Below are 16,175 nucleotides of genomic sequence, written 5' to 3' on the forward strand. Positions count from 1 at the left end.
GACACGAGCTCTGCCGTAACGAATGCTACGGCAGAGCTCGTGTCCGAATGTCAGACTTGACCCCCGCGGTTTTGTGCATCACAGAAAGACGTTGGCCATGCCGAGGGCGCCGTCGTCCTTGACCAGCTCGTAGCAGCGGCAGGACGCCGCCTCCAGCCCGGCCGAATCGAGGATCTCGATGTTGCCCCGGCTGTAGCTGATCAGCTTCTGGTTTTGCAGCGCGCTGGCGGCCTTGGTCACGCCCACCCGGCGCACGCCCAGCGCGTGCGCGAGGAATTCGTGGGTCAGGTGGAATTTCTCCGATTGCAGCCGGTCGCGCGTGATCAGCAGCGAGCGCGCCAGGCGCGCCTCCAGCACGTGAAAGCGGCTGCACACGGCGATCTGGATCGCCTGCGCCAGCAAGGTGTCGGTGTAGCGGTACAGCAGCCGCTGCAGCGAGGCGGTGCGCTTGAACTCGGCGCGAAAGGCGGCCGCGTCGATACGGCTGGCGCGGCCGGCGCGCTGCACCACGGCGCGCACCAGCGCCTGCCCATGGCCCAGCGCCACCGACGCGCCTATCATGCCCTCCTGTCCCACCGACCCCACCTCCAGCGTCATGCGCCCTTCGGCCACCGCCAGCAGCGAGATCAGGCAGCCGACCGGAAAGTAAATGTGGTCGACGGTCTGGCCCGGCTCATACAGCACCTGGCCCGCTTCCAGCCGGACCGTGTCGCACAAGGCCAACAGCCGTGCACGGTCGTCGTCTGGCAGGCCGGACAGCAAGCGGTTCAGCACGGGCCTGGCCTGCGCCCTGTCGTCGTCGGAAAAAATGGAGGGATGGGTATGCATGGGATCAGCGTAAAGGCTGCGATTTGCCCTGTATGTACGGTGACGCACGGAAGCAAGACAAGTCTTCAGGGAAAATCCGGGCTGTAATCCACTATTCCAACCAAACAGGACATACATCATGGACACCCCAAGCAGCAAACCATCACTCCACCCTATCATGGTCATCGCCGCCGTCGCGGTGGTGCTGTTCTGCGGCGTCGGCAGCGCCGCCATCATGGGCTGGCTGCCGACTTCCAGCGCCACGGTGCCAGGCGCCGCGGCCATGCCGGGCCAGCTGTCGTCGGTGCCGGCGGCCGAACCGCAGCAACCGCCACAACACTCGCAGCAATCGCAGCAGGCCGGCTACGCCAACAACGCCGCACCGTCCCAGGGCTCATATCCGGCGCAGCAACAGCAAGAACAGGTCGCGCAACAGGGCCCGGCCGTTTGCAACAGCTGCGGCGTGGTGGAGTCGGTGCGCTCGATCGAACACCGCGGCCAGGGTAGCGGCGTGGGCGCGGCGGGCGGCGCCATCCTGGGCGGCCTGCTGGGCAACCAGGTCGGCAGCGGCCACGGCCGTCAACTGGCCACCGTGGCCGGCGCGGTCGGCGGCGCCGTGGCCGGCAACCAGGTCGAAGGCAATATGAAAACCACGCACAGCTGGGAGATCGTGGTGCGCATGGACAATGGCAAGAAGCGCGTGCTGCACCAGTCGGCGCAGCCGCAATGGCGTTCGGGCGACCAGGTCAAAGTCGTCAACGGCCAGTTGCATTCCGCTTAAGTACGATACCGTACAGAAGGCCGCTCCGGCTTTGCAGATAATGGCTACAAGATACGAACATGGCAACGGAGGTTGCAGGTTCGAGATCGTAATCGATGACCAACATGGACGTCGCATAACAACTTGAGGAGAGAATCATGCTCTATACCATCGCTGTCGTTTTGCTTATCCTGTGGCTGCTGGGCCTGGTCACTTCCTACACCATCGGCGGATTTATCCACATCCTGCTGGTCGTTGCTATCATCATGGTGCTGCTGCGCCTGATTAGCGGACGCGGCGTGTAGCGCCGCCCCGGCAAGCCTTCGCAGCGGCGCTCCACTCGACGGTGGCGCGCCGTTTTTCATTTTCAGGAGATCACATGAAGCGATTGATCATTTCCCTGGCCGTGCTGGCCAGCGTGCAGGCATCGGCCCAGAACATCAAGCCGGGCCTGTGGGAGCTGAGCAACAAGGTCAAGACCGGCAATGCGCAGGCCGACCAGGCGATGAGCATGGCGCTCAAGCAGCTGGCCAAGCTGCCACCCGAGCAGCGCGCGCAGATGGAGGCGATGATGAAGCAGAACGGCGCCTCCATGCCCACCGCCGGCGGCGACGGCGCCATGGTCATCAAGGCCTGCGTCACGCCCGAGATGGCGGCGAAAAAAGAACTGCCGATGAACCAGCAGGGCAAGTGCACGTCGAAGAGCGATCCGGTGGCGGGCGGCCTGAACATTTCGTTCAGCTGCACCGACCCGGCCTCCAGCGGCAGCGGCACGCTGCGCTTCAACGGCGACAGCGCCTACGTGATGAACATGAACATCAACAGCGAGGCCGGCGGCAAGCCGCAGGCGGTGCAGGTGGAATCGACCGGACGCTGGCTGGGCGCCAGCTGTCCGGCCCGCTCAAACTGATCACTCGCCGTCGCTGAACGCCATGTAGCGCTGGAAGGCCAGCGTGGCGATCGGCCCCACTGGCAGGCTGCGCGCTTCATAGCGGATGCAGGGCGTGACCTTGCCGTAGTTGCCGGTGTTGAAGATCTCGACGGCCGTCTCCAACTCGTCGGGACGCACCGAGCGTTCCTCGACCGCGATGCCCTCCTTGGCCAGCAAGGCGATCACGCGCGCGCGGGTGATGCCGGACAGGAAGGTGCCGTTGGCCACCGGCGTCACCACCTTGCCTTCGGGCGTGACCAGGAACAGATTGGCCGATGCGAACTCGGCCACGTTGCCGGCGTTGTCGCACACCACCGCGTTGTCGAAGCCGCGCTGCTGCGCTTCGCGGATCGCCTTGCTGGTGTTGGCGTACAGCGCCGAAGCCTTGGCGTCGGTCGGCGCCATCGACGGGTCCGGGCGGCGCAGCGCCGTCAGGCAGGCCGAGAAGCCGGTGAACGGCGGCATAGCCGCATCGAACAGGGTCAGCGCGAAGGCGCTCTTTTCCGGCAGCGGCACCAGCAGGCCGTCGGTGCCGAACACCAGCGGCCGCACGTACAGCTCGGCTTCCGCCGGGAACTTGGCCACGCCCTCGCGCACCAGCTGTTCCATCTCGTCGACGCTCAGCGGGCACACCAGGCCGACCCGCTCCGACGAGGTGATCACGCGTTGCAGGTGCAGGCGCAGGTCCGGCATGTGGCCGCGTATCGAGCGCGCGCCGTCGAACACGGACGAGCCCAGCCATACGCTGTGATCCATCGCGCCAAACAAAGGGGTGTTGCCTTCGGACCAGCCGCCGTTGAAGTAAGTCAGATACATGCTTGTTCCTGATGATCAGTAAAACAAGCAATTTATCACGGATCAGAAGGAGTGGCGCAGGCCGATGGTGATGGCGCGGTCGCCGTGGCCAGGGGCGCTGGCGTTGCCGACCGTGTAGCCGGCGCCGTTGCGGTTCTGGATGCGCGCGAACGAGGCGTAGAAGTCGGTGCGGCGCGACAGCGCGTAACTGGCGCCGACGGCGATCTGGTTGGCGTCGCGGTTGGCGGCGCTGCGGTCGTCCTTGTGGATGTAGGACGCCAGCCAGGTGGTGGCGCCCATCGGCACCGCGATGCCGACCAGCACATCGCGGCTGTTATTGGACGGCATGCTCTGCACCACCGCGCCGTAGGGGTTGGACATGTCCCACGGCGAGCTGCCGTTGCCCCGGCTGTGGCCGTAGGCGGCGTAGCCGACGAAGCGACCGAAGTCGAGATTGGCCGCCACCAGCGTATTGCTGGCCGACTGGTCGACCGCCGGCGTGGTGCCGTCGGCGTCCAGCAGGTTGTCCTTGCGCTGGTGGGTGATGCGCAGGGTGGCGGCGCCGTTGGCATAGCCGATGGTGGCGCCGTAGGCGCGGTTGACCTTGCTGTTGTACGGCGACTCGCCGAAGCTATAGATGGCCGCGCCGGTCCAGCCGCCCCGGCTGCGCGGCGACTGGTATTTGATCGTGTTGTCGTAGCGCTGCGTGGTGGTGCCGACCAGGTTGGCCGCGTTGCCGGCCATGCCGCCGTGGAAGGGATCGGCGACGTCGATCAGCGTCTCGTAGACCAGGTTGTACTGCCGGCCCAGGGTGAGCATGCCCAGCGGGCCGTCCAGCCCGACATACGCCTGGCGGCCGAACAGCTTGCCGTTCTGGTCGGAGGCGCCGCTATCGTTGAGGATGCCCGCCTCCAGCGTGTAGACCGCCGCCGTGCCGCCGCCCAGTTCCTCGCGCCCGCGCACGCCCAGCCGCGAACCGGACGCGATGCCGCTGTCGAGCCTGGCGGGCGCGCATGCGCCGCCGCAGCCGCGTTCGGCCACCACGCCGGCGTCGAGCAGGCCATACACCTGCACCGGCGACGCCGTCTGCGCCGCCACCGACAGCGGACAGGTCAAGAACAGCACGTAAAGGGAGGGTTTCATAAGCCCCATCCTAGGACAGCGGGCGCAACATCTCTGTGCGCAGCGCCACGTTTCCGACATATTTTGCGGCTACTTGGTTTATAGTGACATTTCATCATGCGAAAGGCGGTCACCATGCAAGCCCTGTATGACGGCAAGCGTTGCTCCCCGAGCGAAGCATTGGACCTGCTGCGCGACGGCGACACCATCATCGTCCCCTGCGGCGCCGGCGAGCCGCCCGCGCTGCTGCATGCCTTGTCCGACCAGCGCACCCGCTTCCACGACGTCAAGGTGGCGCAGATCCTGGCGATGCGCAAATACGCCTACTTCGATTGCGACACCGCCCACCATGTGCGCCACGTGGCGCTGTTCTTCGGCGGCGCCTCGCGCGCGGCCGGCCAGGCGGGCTGGGCCGATTTCGTCCCCGCGTATTTCTCCGAGCTGCCGGCGCTGATCGAGCGCGAGCTGCTGGCGGCCGACGTAGTGTTCTCGATGGCCGCGCCGATGGACGAGCACGGCAACTTCGCGCTCAGCCTGGGCGCCGACTACACGATGGCCGCCATCCGCAAGGCGCGCGCGATCGTGCTGGAGGTCAATCCCAACGTGCCGTATGCGCACGGCCAGTGCCACGTCCACATCTCGCAGGTGACGGCGCTGGTGGAAAGCGGCGAGCCGGTGATCGAAGTGGGCCTGCCGACGATCGGCCCGGTGCAGGAAGCTATCGGCCGCCATGTGGCGGCGATGATCGAGGACGGCTCGACCTTGCAGATCGGCTACGGCGGCATTCCCGACGCGGTGGTGATGCAGCTGACCGGCAAGCACGACCTGGGCGTCCACACCGAGATGATCGGCGACGGCATCCTCAAGCTGGTCGAATCGGGCGCCGTCAACAACAGCCGCAAGAGCTGGCTGCCGGGCCGCATGGTGGCCACCTTCGCGCTCGGTTCGCGCAAGCTGTACGACTTCATGCACCACAACCCGATGCTGGAGATGCACCCGGTCAGCTACACCAACGATCCCTACCTGGCCGGCCAGAACGACCAGCTGGTGGCGATCAACGCCAGCCTGCAGGTCGACCTGCTGGGCCAGTGCGGCTCCGAGAGCCTGGCCCACCTGCCCTATTCCGGCACCGGCGGCCAGGTCGACTTCGTGCGCGCGGCCAACCGCTCGCGCGGCGGCAAGGCCTTCATCGTGCTGCCGTCCACCGCCCGGGAGGGATCGATCTCGCGCATCGTGCCGACCTTGACGGCGGGCACCCACGTCACCACCGGCAAGAACGACGTCAACTACGTGGTCACCGAATACGGCGTGGCCCAGCTGCGCGGCAAGTCCGCCCACCAGCGGGCCGAGGCGCTGATCGGCATCGCCCATCCCGACTTCCGCGCCGAACTGCGCCAGCAGGCCCGCAAGATCTTGCTTTGCAACTAGCTGAATTTCCGGGTGGACAGGCAACGTTCGCCAGCGCACATACTTGCCAGACTTATACGTCTATACTGCGGTTTTGTCCCTACGCGGTCCGCCCGCCTTACGCATGCTAGAAATTCTCGAACGCATCGACGCAGACAGCAGCGACATCGGCCTGATGGTCGAGCTGTTCAACACCCTGCGTCCCCGACGCGCCAGCGACGGCGCCCGCGCCACCGCCAATGTGCGCACCCTGTGCCAGCTATTGAAAGGCAATCCGGCGCACGCGCTGGCCTTGCGCCGCTACGCGTGCAAGCTGCTGGCCAGCCGCCGCCACGCCAGCCTGTACACCGAGATCGGCGTGCTGTCGAACGACGGCTTCTTCACCGAACTGAAACGCCGCATCGCCTACCGCATCCTGCCACCCGCATTGGGCGAGATCTACCTCAGCGACGCGCTCGACCAGGTGGTGTATAAGCGCACCGACCACCTCTGGATCGCCGCCGTGCCGGCCGCCGACTGGCTGGCCCTGGTCGACGTGGTCGGCCTGCACCAGGAAGCGGACGCCGGCCCCAAGCTGATGCTGCCCGGCCTGCTCGAATCGATACGCACGCTGTCCTACCGCGTCAGCGCGATCGGCCTGGAACCCAAGCTGACCAATTTCCATACCGAGATCGAGACCTACGAATCGCCGTTCATGGTGCAGAACTACGAGGTCAACGCCTATCTCGACAGCTACCAGCGCATGCTGGCCGGCGACGAGGCGCCGCTGGACGACGCCCGCCACCTGCTGGTGATGCTGGACCAGTGCGACGTGGTGGTGGCCAAGATCCGCAAGCAGGCGCTGAGCCAGGGCACCAGCATCGCCCTGACCTATCTGCTGGTGACCTTGAGCCAGAGCATAGACCGCCTGCGCAAGCTGCTGTTCCTGGTCGACGTCAGCGGCGAGCTGCCGCTGATGCCGCCGGCCGACATCAAGCTGCTGGCAGAGATCCACGCGCCGCACCAGCAGGAAGGCCCGCCCAGCCCGCGCCGCGCCGCCGCCGTCGGCATGGCGCTGGAGCTGATCGAGGCGCACAACAACAAATACATGGTGCGCGACCTGATGCGCGACAACATCGACCTGTTGGCGCGCAACGTCACCGAGAACGCCAGCCACACGGGCGAGCACTACGTGGCCGACAGCCGCAAGGAACTGGGCGGCATGTTCGTGTCCTCGGCCGGCGCCGGCCTGGTGATCGGCTTCATGGCGCTGTTCAAGATCCTGATGTCCTACCTGCGCGCCGCGCCGCTGGTCGAAGCCTTCCTGTTCAGCATGAACTATTCGCTGGGCTTCATGTTCATCCACCTGCTGCACTTCACGGTGGCCACCAAGCAGCCGGCGATGACGGCCTCGCGCATCGCCGCCGGCCTGCACAGCAAGGACGGCCGCAACATCGACATCGACAGCATGGCCGAGCTGTGCAACAAGGTGATCCGCACGCAGAACATGGCGGTGCTGGGCAACCTGGCCACCGCCATCCCGACCGCCTGGCTGATCGCCATGGCCTGGCCCTTGATCACCGGCCACCACCTGGTGTCGCCGGAGAAGGCCATGCGCCTGCTGAGCGACATCGATCCCATCCACGGGCCGACCCTGGTGTACGCGGCCATCGCCGGCGTCTGCCTGTTCGTGGCCGGCCTGATCTCGGGCTACTACGACAACAAGGCGCTGTACACCCGCTGGGCGCAGCGCATCGCCCAGCTGCGCGGCCTGCGCTGGCTGCTGGGCCAGCAACGGCTGGACCGTTTGGGTGTGTACATGGAGAACAACCTGGGCGGCCTGATGGGGAACTTCTTCTTCGGCATCCTGCTCGGTGTGATGCCGCTGCTGGGCTTCCTGCTGGGCATGCCGCTGGACATCCGCCACGTCACCTTCTCGTCCGCCAACTTTGCGACAGCGATGGTCGGACTGGACTACCATGTCAGCTGGCAACTAGTGCTGACCTCGGTAGCGGGCTTCCTGGCGATCGGCTCGGTCAACCTGCTGGTCAGCTTCGGGCTGGCGCTGTGGGTGGCGCTGCGCTCGCGCCAGGTGCGCTTCAAGCACGGCTGGCTGCTGGTGAAGGCGCTGGGCCGGCGTTTCCGCCAGGGGCCGGTGTCGTTCCTGTTCGGCTCGGCGGCGGAAGAAGCGGCGCAGCTGGCGCCGCCCGATGAACCGCTCACTCCTGAAAAGACCGTCAAATGAAAACCGCGCGCATGCGTTGCTGGCTGCCCCTCTCTCTGATGTGCTGGGGCTTGCTGGGCGCATGCGCGTCGCTGCCCAACGTGACGGCGATGAGCGGCCAGCTCGATCCGGCCGCCGTGCCCAGCGTCAAGGGCGTCCATGGCGACCTCAGCGCCGAGCGCGGCAAGGCCCTGCTGGCCAAGCGCTGGCCGAAAGGCTCGCTGGACATGCAGGCGCAAGCGGCGCTGGAGGAAGCGGCCACCGGCGTGCCCCTGATCGCCGGCAACAAGTGCACCCTGCTGTTCGACGGTCCGCAGACCATGGCCGAAATGCTCAAGGCCATCAACGCCGCGCGCAACAACATCAACCTGGAAACCTATATCTTCGACCAGGACGAGCTGGGCCTGAAGTTCGCCGACGCGCTGATAGAAAAACAGCGGCAAGGCGTGACCGTCAACATCCTGTACGACAGCGTCGGCACCCTGGGCGTGCCGGCCGAGTTCTTCAAGCGCATGCGCGAGGCCGGCATCCACCTGATCGAATTCAATCCGGTCAACCCGGCCAAGCTGAGCGGTGAAAGCTGGAAGCTCAACCAGCGCGACCACCGCAAGGTGCTGATCGTCGACGGCAAGATCGCCTTCACCGGCGGCATCAACATCAGCGCGACCTATGCCAAGAGTTCGCTGTTCCGCTCGTCCGCCAGGCCGACCGACAAATCGCAGGTGGGCTGGCGCGACACCCACGTCAAGGTCGAAGGGCCGGCCGTGCAGGCCTTCCAGTGGCTGTTCGTGCGCCAGTGGGCCACGCAGGACAAGGATGATTTGACGGAAGCGGACTACTTCCCGCAGCCGGTGATCGCCGGCGACAAGGTGGTGCGCGTGCTGGGCAGCGAGCCCGGCGGCAAGTTTGAGATCTACAAGGCCTACAACCTGGCGATCCAGCAAGCGAAGCAGAGCATCCACATCACCTCGGCCTACTTCGTGCCGGACCGTCAGACGGTGGACGCGCTGATGGCGGCGGCGCAGCGCGGGGTGGATGTCAAGATCGTGCTGCCGGGCGTCTCCGACAGCGGGCTGGTGTTCTACGCCGGCCACGCCTTCTACGACGACCTGCTGGGCAGCGGCGTCAAGATCCACCAGCTGAAGCTGGCGGTGCTGCACGCCAAGACCGCCGTCATCGACGGCAACTGGTCGACGGTCGGCTCGACCAACATCGACACCCGCAGCTTCCTGCACAACAGCGAGCTCAACGTGGTGATCATGGGCGACGCCTTCGGCGGCGAGATGGAGCGCGCCTTCCAGGAAGACCTGCGCGACTCGGTGCAGATCACGCCGGAAGCGTGGCGCCACCGTCCCTGGGCCGACCGCCTGCGCGAATTCGCCGCCCGCTTCATGAACTATTGGCTCTAACCACGGGGGTCAAGTCTGACATTCGGACACGAGCTCAACCGTAATGCGTCGTTACGGTTGAGCTCGTGTCCGAATGTCAGACTTGACCCCACCGGGTTTAGGCTTCGGCGGTGAGGGTCCATGCGCCGCCGCTGCGCTGGAAGCGCTCGGTGTGCGCCGGTTCGAAGCTGCCTGTTCCATCCACCCAGCTGTAGCGCTGCACCTCCACCTTGTCGTGCTCGACGCGGATGACGTTGAACGAATTCGTTTCGCCCCGTCCGCGCGTGGAGGTGGCGGTGCCGGCCTGCACCATCAAGGCCGCGTAGCCGCTGATCTCGTAGCGCTGCGCCGTGTTGTGCGCATGGCTGACGTGCAAATGCCCGGCCAGCAGCAAATCCACGCCGCACTCGGCGAACGCCCGCATCGCCAGCGGCGCGCGGTTGACCAGGTCGTTGTCGTCGAGCGCCTCCGGCATGTCGAAGGGGTGATGGGTGACGATGATGCGCGTCAGCTGCGACGCCATCGCGCTCATGCGGCGCTGGATCTGGTCGATCTGTTCGCGATTGATGCGGCCATCCTTGAACGTCAACGAACGCGCGGTGTTGATGCCCAGCACGGCGATCTCTTCATCCACGTATTCCGGCGTCAAGTCCAGCGTGACGTAGCGGGTGTACTTGCGCAATGGCGCCAGGAAGCGGCTGGCGACGTTGTACAGCGGGATGTCGTGATTGCCCGGCACCACGATCTGCGGCCCCGGCAAGGTATCGAGGAAGGCCCGCGCCGCCTTGAACTCTTCGGTCTTGGCACGCTGCGTCAGGTCGCCGGACACCACCACCACGTCCGGCGCCAGACTGGCGACCAGCGCTTGGAGCGGCCGCAGCAGTTTCTGGTCGACGCGGCCGAAATGCAGATCGGATAAATGGACGATGGTGCGCATGCTATCCCTCCTGGCCCGGTACGATGACGCTCAGCGCCGCCGCCCGCGAGCGGTAGCATAGCGGCGGCTTCATCAACGATACTTCGCCGTCGGTGGCGACCCGCATGTGATGGTGCAGCGTTTCGATGATCAACTCCGGCGCCGACAGCACGTCGAAATCGCGCGCCTCGCCCAGCTTGCCGAGCATGGCGTGCAAGCCATAGCGCAGCAGTCCCAGCCGGGTCGGTTTCTGCGCCACGTACAGGCACAGATTGCCGCTGTCGAGCCGCTCGCGCGCGCCCAGCGTCAGGCCCTGCAGGTATTCGTTGTTGCCGATGAAGACGAAGGGCGTGCGCCGCAGATGCTCCTCGCCATTGATCTTGAGCCGCACGCTCATGAACGGAAAGCGCCGCAGCGCCGCAAACAGCGCGCGGCCGAACGCCGGCCACTTGCTGCGGCCCAGATGGCGCTGCTGCTGTTCGCGGTCGCGCACGATGTCGGGATAGATGCCCAGGCCGGAGTTGTTGAGGAAGATGCGACCGTTGACTTCGCCCACGTCCACCTTGCACACCCTGCCCTGCACCACGTTGGCCACGGCCGCGTCGAGGTCCAGCGGTATCTTCAAATCCTTGGCGAAATGATTCAACGTACCCAGCGGCAGCACGCCCAGCCGCGTGGCGCTGCCGACCAGCGCCGACGCCACCGCGTTGATGGTGCCGTCGCCGCCGCCCGCCACCACCAGCGGCGCGCCGTCGGCCACGGCCTGCTCGACGCGCGCCACCATCTCCGCGCCGCTCTTGGCCAGCGTGATGTCCGGCTCAACGCCGTGGCTGCGGAATTTTTCCGCCAGCGCGGCGGTCCAGCCGCCGCAATAGCCCTGCCCGGCGCCGGCGTTGATGATAACGATGATGCTGTCCAGCGCGTTCTCCCGGAAATAGTTTATAACGTTCTGGCCTCGCGGCGCCGGCGCAGTGTCGAGATCGCCGTGATGCAGACCGCCAGCCACGCCACGCTCTCGGCCATGGCCGCCAGCACGTCGCTCAAATAGTGCGCGCCCAGATAGACGCGGCTCAATGCCACCAACAATACCATCAAGGCGCAGCCGAGCGCCGTCCCCAAGCGCACATGCCAGTGCGGACGGGCGATCACCAGATAGCTCGCCAGCAGACCGTAGAACAAGGTCGCGGCCGAGGTGTGGCCGCTGGGGAAGCTGTAGGTCATCAAGCTCACCAGCGGCTCGTCGAACGCCGGCCGGGCGCGCTGGAAGTGGTACTTCAGCGCCACGTTCAGCAGCGCGCCGCTGGGCACGGCCACCAGCAAGGCCAGCAACCAATAACGCGCCTGCACCCGCCAGAAATACCAGCCCAGCGCCGCCATCAGCACCACCATCCCGTAGCCTGTATGGGCCAGCGACACGCCCAGCATGAAGCTGGTCAGCGGCTCGAAGGCATGGGCATGGAACCAGTGCGCCACCTGCATGTCGAGCACGGTGATCGCCTCCTTGCCCATCACATCCTCGGCCAAGTCGCCGAACACCGCGGCGGCGGCCACCAGCAGCGCCAGGCCGGCGGTCAGGTGCAGGCCGAATTCGCCCCCAGGCGACAGTCTTGCTTCAATGAAACGTACGAATTTGCTGAAAATTTGGTGCTCCAAGGCCTCGCGCCGTGCAAGTTGGTGGAAAAACCACGAAAAAGCGAATTTACTGTTTATTTACACAGTACCTGTTTATTCATACAGTAGTTATGCTATTCTGAACTCCTCGTTAAACGCTACTCCCCACAAAGGAAATGTCATGACTACATTGCACAGCAGCTTTGGTTCCCGCTTCGGTCTCGAATATATGCCTACCTCGTTCCTGGTACGCATGGGCAAACGCGAAGTGCTGGTGTGCCGTGACTTCCGCAAGCGCTACTACGCGGTGAACCCGATCATGGAATGCGACACCGGCGTACAGGCAGGCCATCTGGAAGTGCTGATGTTCCGCCGCTGGCTGCTGATCCTGTCGAAGGCGCACTAATGGTTGCCGGTGCCAGTTGCCCGATCCAGTCGCAAGACAGGCCGGCCGATGCCGCGACCTCGCTCGCGCTCCTCACCTGGGTTTGGCAACTGGCGAGCCGTCATCAAACAGATTCGCCTCGTACCACAGCGTCACAAACAGAACCATCACAACCGGACCAATAAACAGTCCGACCAGGCCCAGGGTTTCGACCCCGCCCAGGATACCGAACAGTACGGCCAGGAACGGCAGCCGCGTGGCGTTGCCGATCATGCCCGGCCGTACAAAGTGATCCGCCACGAACAGCACGATGGTGCCCCAGACCGCAACCGCGATCGCCGCCGGCACCGCGCCGTTGAACGCCAGCACCGCAGCCGCGCTGACGAAAGCGATCGGCGCACCGAATGGAATGATCGCCAGGATGCCCGTCACCGCCGCCCACAGCGCGGGCGACGGCAGGCCTGCGAACGCGTAGCCGATGCCGATCAACACCCCTTCCGCCAGGCCCACCAGCACCAGGCCGTTGACGGTGGCGCGGATCGCCGTCGGGATTTTTTCAGCGTAGCGCGCCCAGCGCTGCTCGCTGAAGCAATGGCTGCCGATGGCGGTGATCTGGCGGTTCAGCGCCTCGCCGTCCTTGTAGAAGAAGAACAGGCACAGGAAGGCCAGGCCGAAGTCGACCAGCCGGTGCATGAAGCCGACGCCGGCCACCTTGATCATGTCGCTGGCCGAATGCAGACCGTTGATTTCACGCTCGGACAGCAGGTGCGACAGCCCGTGCGGCTGGCTCAGCGTGGCTTGCCACCAGTCGCTGAGCCATTCGCCGACCATGGGCAGATGCAGGACAAAAGCCGGCACCGGGATGCCGTCGGTGTTGGCGGTGACGATGTAGTTGGCCAGCTCCGGCGCCTGCTTGGCGGCCTGCGCCACGCCCAGCGACACCGGCACGATGAAGACGGCCGCGCAGATCAAGGTCAGCGCGGCGGCGGCCAGCACATCGTGGCGGCCGAAGCGCGCCCGTATGCGCTGGTACAGCGGCCATGTGGCCACGCACAGGATGCCGGCCCAGATCAGCGGCAGGAAGAAGCGATGCATGACAAACGCCGCCAGTGCGATCAAGGTCAGGGAAAAACAGGCACTGAGGATGTCGCGCTGGGTTTCGGTCATCGGAGTATCTCCTGGTAAATATTGGGGCTATGGTAAGCGCATTTTGCGCCACCGTAAGCGCTAGCTTGTCGTTTTAATTATTTTCTAAGCGTATTTCTATGCTTGTTCGCAGCGCATGCGCAGGAAGTCCCGCAGTTGCAGCACCGTCGGCGTGATCTGCGCGCGGTGCATGCACAGCATATTGAGCGGTGCCGGTTCGCCCAGTATGTCCGGCATCAGGATGTGCAGGCGCCCGCTGCGGATGTCGTCCGCCAGGTCCAGCCGCGATTTGTAGGCGATGCCCATGCCCGCCACCGCCCAGCGCCGCACCACGTCGGCGTCGTCGGCGCTGCGGTTGCCGCTGACGTGGATGGCCAGCGGCTCGGCGGCGGCGTTGCGGTAGAAACTCCAGCGGTCGTGGATCACCTCCTCCACCATGAAGCGCAGGCAGTTGTGGCGCAGCAGCTCGTTCAAATCCTTCAACTTCCCGTGCTGCCTGATGTAGTCCGGCGAGGCCACCAGCACGCGGCGATTGTCCGGCGCCAGCGGCAGCGCGACCAGGCTGGAATCCTCCTGCCGGCCGTAGCGGATGGCGATATCGACCGGCTGCCGGTACATGTCCGACACCCGGTCGCTGATGCTGAGCTGGAAGCTGACCTTGGGATACAGCGCCTGGAACTGGTCCAGCCAACCGACCATCATATTGCGGCCCAGGTCGGACGGCATCGAAATCTTCAACGTGCCGCCCAGCGTTTCCTGCCCTTGTATCAGCGCGTCGTGTCCTTCCTTCAGCAAGCGCAGCGCCTCGCGCGCGTGGCGCAGATAGTGCTCGCCATCCTCCGTCAATCGCAGCGAGCGCGTGGTGCGGGCGAACAGGCGAAAGCCCAGCTCGCCTTCCAGCCGCTTGACGGAGGCGCTGGCCAGCGCCGGCGATATCTCCAGCTCGCGCGCGGCGGCGGACAGGCTGCCCCGGTCGGCGGTACGGACAAAGACGGTCAAATCATCCAATCGCAGCACTATCAGCATTCCTTTGAAAGTGTTTCGCTATCCAGCCCCTTTTTCAAGGCTGCGAAATAAATGATGATACCCCTATCCCAACGCACCTGGAACATTCCCATGAAAGCCGTCGCCTACCGCAAGTCCCTCCCCATCACCGACGACGACGCCCTGATCGACATCGAACTGCCGGCGCCGCAAGCGGCCGGCCACGACTTGCTGGTCGAAGTGCGCGCCATCTCGGTCAATCCGGTGGACGTGAAGATCCGCGCCAACATGGCGCCGGCCGACGGCGACAGCAAAGTCATCGGCTGGGACGCGGCCGGCGTGGTCCAGGCAGTCGGCCCCGACGTCACGCTGTTCCAGCCGGGCGACGAAGTCTGGTACGCCGGCGCGCTGATGCGTCCAGGCACCAACAGCGAACTGCACCTGGTGGACGAACGCATCGTCGGCCACAAGCCCAAGAACCTGGACTTCGGCAAGGCCGCCGCGCTGCCGCTGACCGCCATCACCGCCTGGGAGCTGCTGTTCGAACGCCTGGAAGTGAGCCGCGACAAGGGTGTGCGCGGCCAGTCGCTGCTAGTGATCGGCGCGGCCGGCGGCGTCGGCTCCATTCTCGTGCAGCTGGCGCGCCAGCTGACCGGACTGACAGTGATCGGCACCGCCTCGCGTCCCGACACGGCGGCCTGGGTGCGGGAACTGGGCGCGCACCAGGTCATCGACCACAGCAAGCCGCTGAACGAAGAGATCGTCCGCCTCGGACTGCCACCGGTCACATATGTCGCCAGCCTGAACCAGACCGACCATCACTGGCCCGCCATCGCCGAACTGGTCGCGCCGCAAGGCAAGGTGGCGCTGATCGACGACCCGGCCGCCATCGACGTGCGCCTGCTGAAGCGCAAGAGCGTATCGCTGCATTGGGAGTTCATGTTCACCCGCTCGATGTTCGAGACGGCGGACATGCAGAAGCAGCATCAGCTGCTCAACGATGTGGCCCGGCTGGTGGAAACCGGCGTCATCAAGACCACGCTGGCCGAACGCTACGGCAAGATCAACGCCACCAACCTGAAGCGCGCCCACGCGCTGATCGAAAGCAACCGCGCCAAAGGCAAGATCGTGCTGGAAGGCTTCTAAACCGCCGACGCCTCGCCGCCGACGCCGGCAAGCTGCTGCACCTGTCGCGCGCGCAGCAAGGCCAGCGCAGTGTTGTCGTGCTCGGCCAGCGCGGCCTGCATGGTGCCGGCCGCAACGCACGAGTGCTCCAGTGTCCGCAAGAACAAGGCCTGCCGCCGGCGCAAGCCCGGCGACCGGTAGCCCAACTGGTCGAACATGCGGCCGACGTCGATGCAGTAGCTGCGCAGGTCCCACATGGTGCTCTTGGTGATCTCGATATCGTTGCGCATGCTGAGGTCGACGTCGATCAACTCCATCTTCGCCGTGCCGTCGCCGGAGTAGGCGCGGATCGTCGGCAGCCATTGTTCAAACTTGCCGGCGATGCGTTGAATGCGGACGATCTTCTGGTCCAGCATGCGGCAATAGTGCCAGCACAGCCAGCACACGGGCAGCCGCGCCAGCATGCGCGGCAGGCCAACCGATTGCAAAGTGAGTTCGAGTTTCCGGACGGCATCGAGCAATCGACGCGTGCTGTCGCTGACGGACGGGAAAGACATGATGGGCGCTCCTGGAGGAATTCAGGAACACAGTAGCC

General features: G+C 65.3%; 17 protein-coding genes. 8 read left to right on the forward strand and 9 right to left on the reverse strand.

Annotation, left to right across the window (positions count from 1 at the left end):
- Positions 1 to 78 precede the first annotated feature (78 nt).
- The gene (locus KVP70_RS27130; RefSeq protein ID WP_217945531.1) at positions 79 to 828 is read right to left on the reverse strand and encodes a Crp/Fnr family transcriptional regulator; all 750 of its coding nucleotides are present in this window, start codon (positions 826 to 828) and stop codon (positions 79 to 81) included.
- Between the two features lie 118 nt (positions 829 to 946).
- Here KVP70_RS27130 and KVP70_RS27135 point away from each other — a divergent pair, with 118 nt between their 5' ends.
- The 3 genes from KVP70_RS27135 (at position 947) to KVP70_RS27145 (ending at position 2,477) form a co-directional block, all read left to right on the forward strand.
- Positions 947 to 1,588 (forward strand): glycine zipper 2TM domain-containing protein, encoded by a 642-nt coding sequence (locus KVP70_RS27135; RefSeq protein WP_217945532.1) that lies wholly within the window; start codon positions 947 to 949, stop codon positions 1,586 to 1,588.
- 137 nt (positions 1,589 to 1,725) lie between these two features.
- Entirely contained in the window at positions 1,726 to 1,872 is a 147-nt protein-coding gene (locus KVP70_RS27140; RefSeq protein WP_008446864.1) for a lmo0937 family membrane protein, read from the forward strand.
- Positions 1,873 to 1,946: 74 nt separating this feature from the next.
- Complete coding sequence (locus tag KVP70_RS27145; protein WP_217945533.1) at positions 1,947 to 2,477, forward strand: DUF3617 domain-containing protein; 531 nt, start codon at positions 1,947 to 1,949, stop codon at positions 2,475 to 2,477.
- Here KVP70_RS27145 and KVP70_RS27150 read toward each other — a convergent pair whose 3' ends face one another.
- Both KVP70_RS27150 and KVP70_RS27155 read right to left on the reverse strand, forming a co-directional pair.
- Positions 2,478 to 3,314: a branched-chain amino acid aminotransferase gene (locus KVP70_RS27150; protein ID WP_217945534.1), complete on the reverse strand. Its 837-nt coding sequence runs from the start codon at positions 3,312 to 3,314 to the stop codon at positions 2,478 to 2,480.
- Positions 3,315 to 3,356: 42 nt separating this feature from the next.
- On the reverse strand, positions 3,357 to 4,436 hold the full coding sequence (locus tag KVP70_RS27155; RefSeq protein WP_217945535.1) for a porin: 1,080 nt from the start codon (positions 4,434 to 4,436) through the stop codon (positions 3,357 to 3,359).
- Positions 4,437 to 4,550: 114 nt separating this feature from the next.
- Here KVP70_RS27155 and KVP70_RS27160 point away from each other — a divergent pair, with 114 nt between their 5' ends.
- From KVP70_RS27160 to cls, 3 genes are all read left to right on the forward strand, one after another.
- A complete protein-coding gene (locus KVP70_RS27160; RefSeq protein WP_217945536.1) occupies positions 4,551 to 5,843 on the forward strand; it encodes an acetyl-CoA hydrolase/transferase family protein in 1,293 nt (430 codons plus the stop codon).
- 103 nt (positions 5,844 to 5,946) lie between these two features.
- The gene (locus KVP70_RS27165) at positions 5,947 to 8,046 is read left to right on the forward strand and encodes a site-specific recombinase (RefSeq protein ID WP_217945537.1); all 2,100 of its coding nucleotides are present in this window, start codon (positions 5,947 to 5,949) and stop codon (positions 8,044 to 8,046) included.
- Positions 8,043 to 9,434, forward strand: a complete 1,392-nt coding sequence (gene cls / locus KVP70_RS27170) for a cardiolipin synthase (protein ID WP_217945538.1) — start codon at positions 8,043 to 8,045, stop codon at positions 9,432 to 9,434. Before KVP70_RS27165 ends, cls begins: the two co-directional genes overlap by 4 nt.
- 97 nt (positions 9,435 to 9,531) lie before the next feature.
- Here cls and KVP70_RS27175 read toward each other — a convergent pair whose 3' ends face one another.
- Genes KVP70_RS27175 through KVP70_RS27185 form a run of 3 tightly spaced genes read right to left on the reverse strand, consistent with a single transcriptional unit; the run spans position 9,532 to position 11,982 of the window.
- Positions 9,532 to 10,350 carry a metallophosphoesterase family protein gene (locus tag KVP70_RS27175; RefSeq protein ID WP_217945539.1) on the reverse strand — a complete coding sequence of 273 codons (819 nt, stop codon included), beginning with the start codon at positions 10,348 to 10,350 and terminating at the stop codon, positions 9,532 to 9,534.
- 1 nt (position 10,351) lies between these two features.
- Positions 10,352 to 11,335: a diacylglycerol/lipid kinase family protein gene (locus KVP70_RS27180; protein ID WP_217945540.1), complete on the reverse strand. Its 984-nt coding sequence runs from the start codon at positions 11,333 to 11,335 to the stop codon at positions 10,352 to 10,354.
- A complete protein-coding gene (locus KVP70_RS27185; protein ID WP_217945541.1) occupies positions 11,269 to 11,982 on the reverse strand; it encodes a phosphatase PAP2 family protein in 714 nt (237 codons plus the stop codon). The genes KVP70_RS27180 and KVP70_RS27185 overlap by 67 nt, the downstream gene beginning before the upstream one ends.
- A 139-nt stretch (positions 11,983 to 12,121) precedes the next feature.
- Between KVP70_RS27185 and KVP70_RS27190 the strand changes: the two genes are divergently transcribed.
- Complete coding sequence (locus tag KVP70_RS27190) at positions 12,122 to 12,346, forward strand: hypothetical protein (protein ID WP_217945542.1); 225 nt, start codon at positions 12,122 to 12,124, stop codon at positions 12,344 to 12,346.
- 72 nt (positions 12,347 to 12,418) lie between these two features.
- Here the strand turns inward: KVP70_RS27190 and KVP70_RS27195 are convergent, their stop codons facing one another.
- Both KVP70_RS27195 and KVP70_RS27200 read right to left on the reverse strand, forming a co-directional pair.
- Entirely contained in the window at positions 12,419 to 13,492 is a 1,074-nt protein-coding gene (locus tag KVP70_RS27195) for an AI-2E family transporter (RefSeq protein WP_217945543.1), read from the reverse strand.
- Positions 13,493 to 13,588: 96 nt separating this feature from the next.
- Positions 13,589 to 14,488, reverse strand: coding sequence for a LysR family transcriptional regulator (locus tag KVP70_RS27200; protein WP_439897412.1), 900 nt, complete (start codon positions 14,486 to 14,488; stop codon positions 13,589 to 13,591).
- Positions 14,489 to 14,587: 99 nt separating this feature from the next.
- On the opposite strand from KVP70_RS27200, the gene KVP70_RS27205 reads away from it, so the two are divergent.
- Positions 14,588 to 15,601: a zinc-binding alcohol dehydrogenase family protein gene (locus tag KVP70_RS27205; protein ID WP_217945545.1), complete on the forward strand. Its 1,014-nt coding sequence runs from the start codon at positions 14,588 to 14,590 to the stop codon at positions 15,599 to 15,601.
- Here KVP70_RS27205 and KVP70_RS27210 read toward each other — a convergent pair.
- A complete protein-coding gene (locus tag KVP70_RS27210) occupies positions 15,598 to 16,137 on the reverse strand; it encodes a hypothetical protein (protein WP_217945546.1) in 540 nt (179 codons plus the stop codon). The genes KVP70_RS27205 and KVP70_RS27210 overlap by 4 nt on opposite strands.
- Positions 16,138 to 16,175 lie beyond the last annotated feature (38 nt).

It is taken from the genome of Duganella violaceipulchra, from assembly GCF_019166075.1.
GTDB lineage: Bacteria > Pseudomonadota > Gammaproteobacteria > Burkholderiales > Burkholderiaceae_D > Rugamonas > Rugamonas violaceipulchra.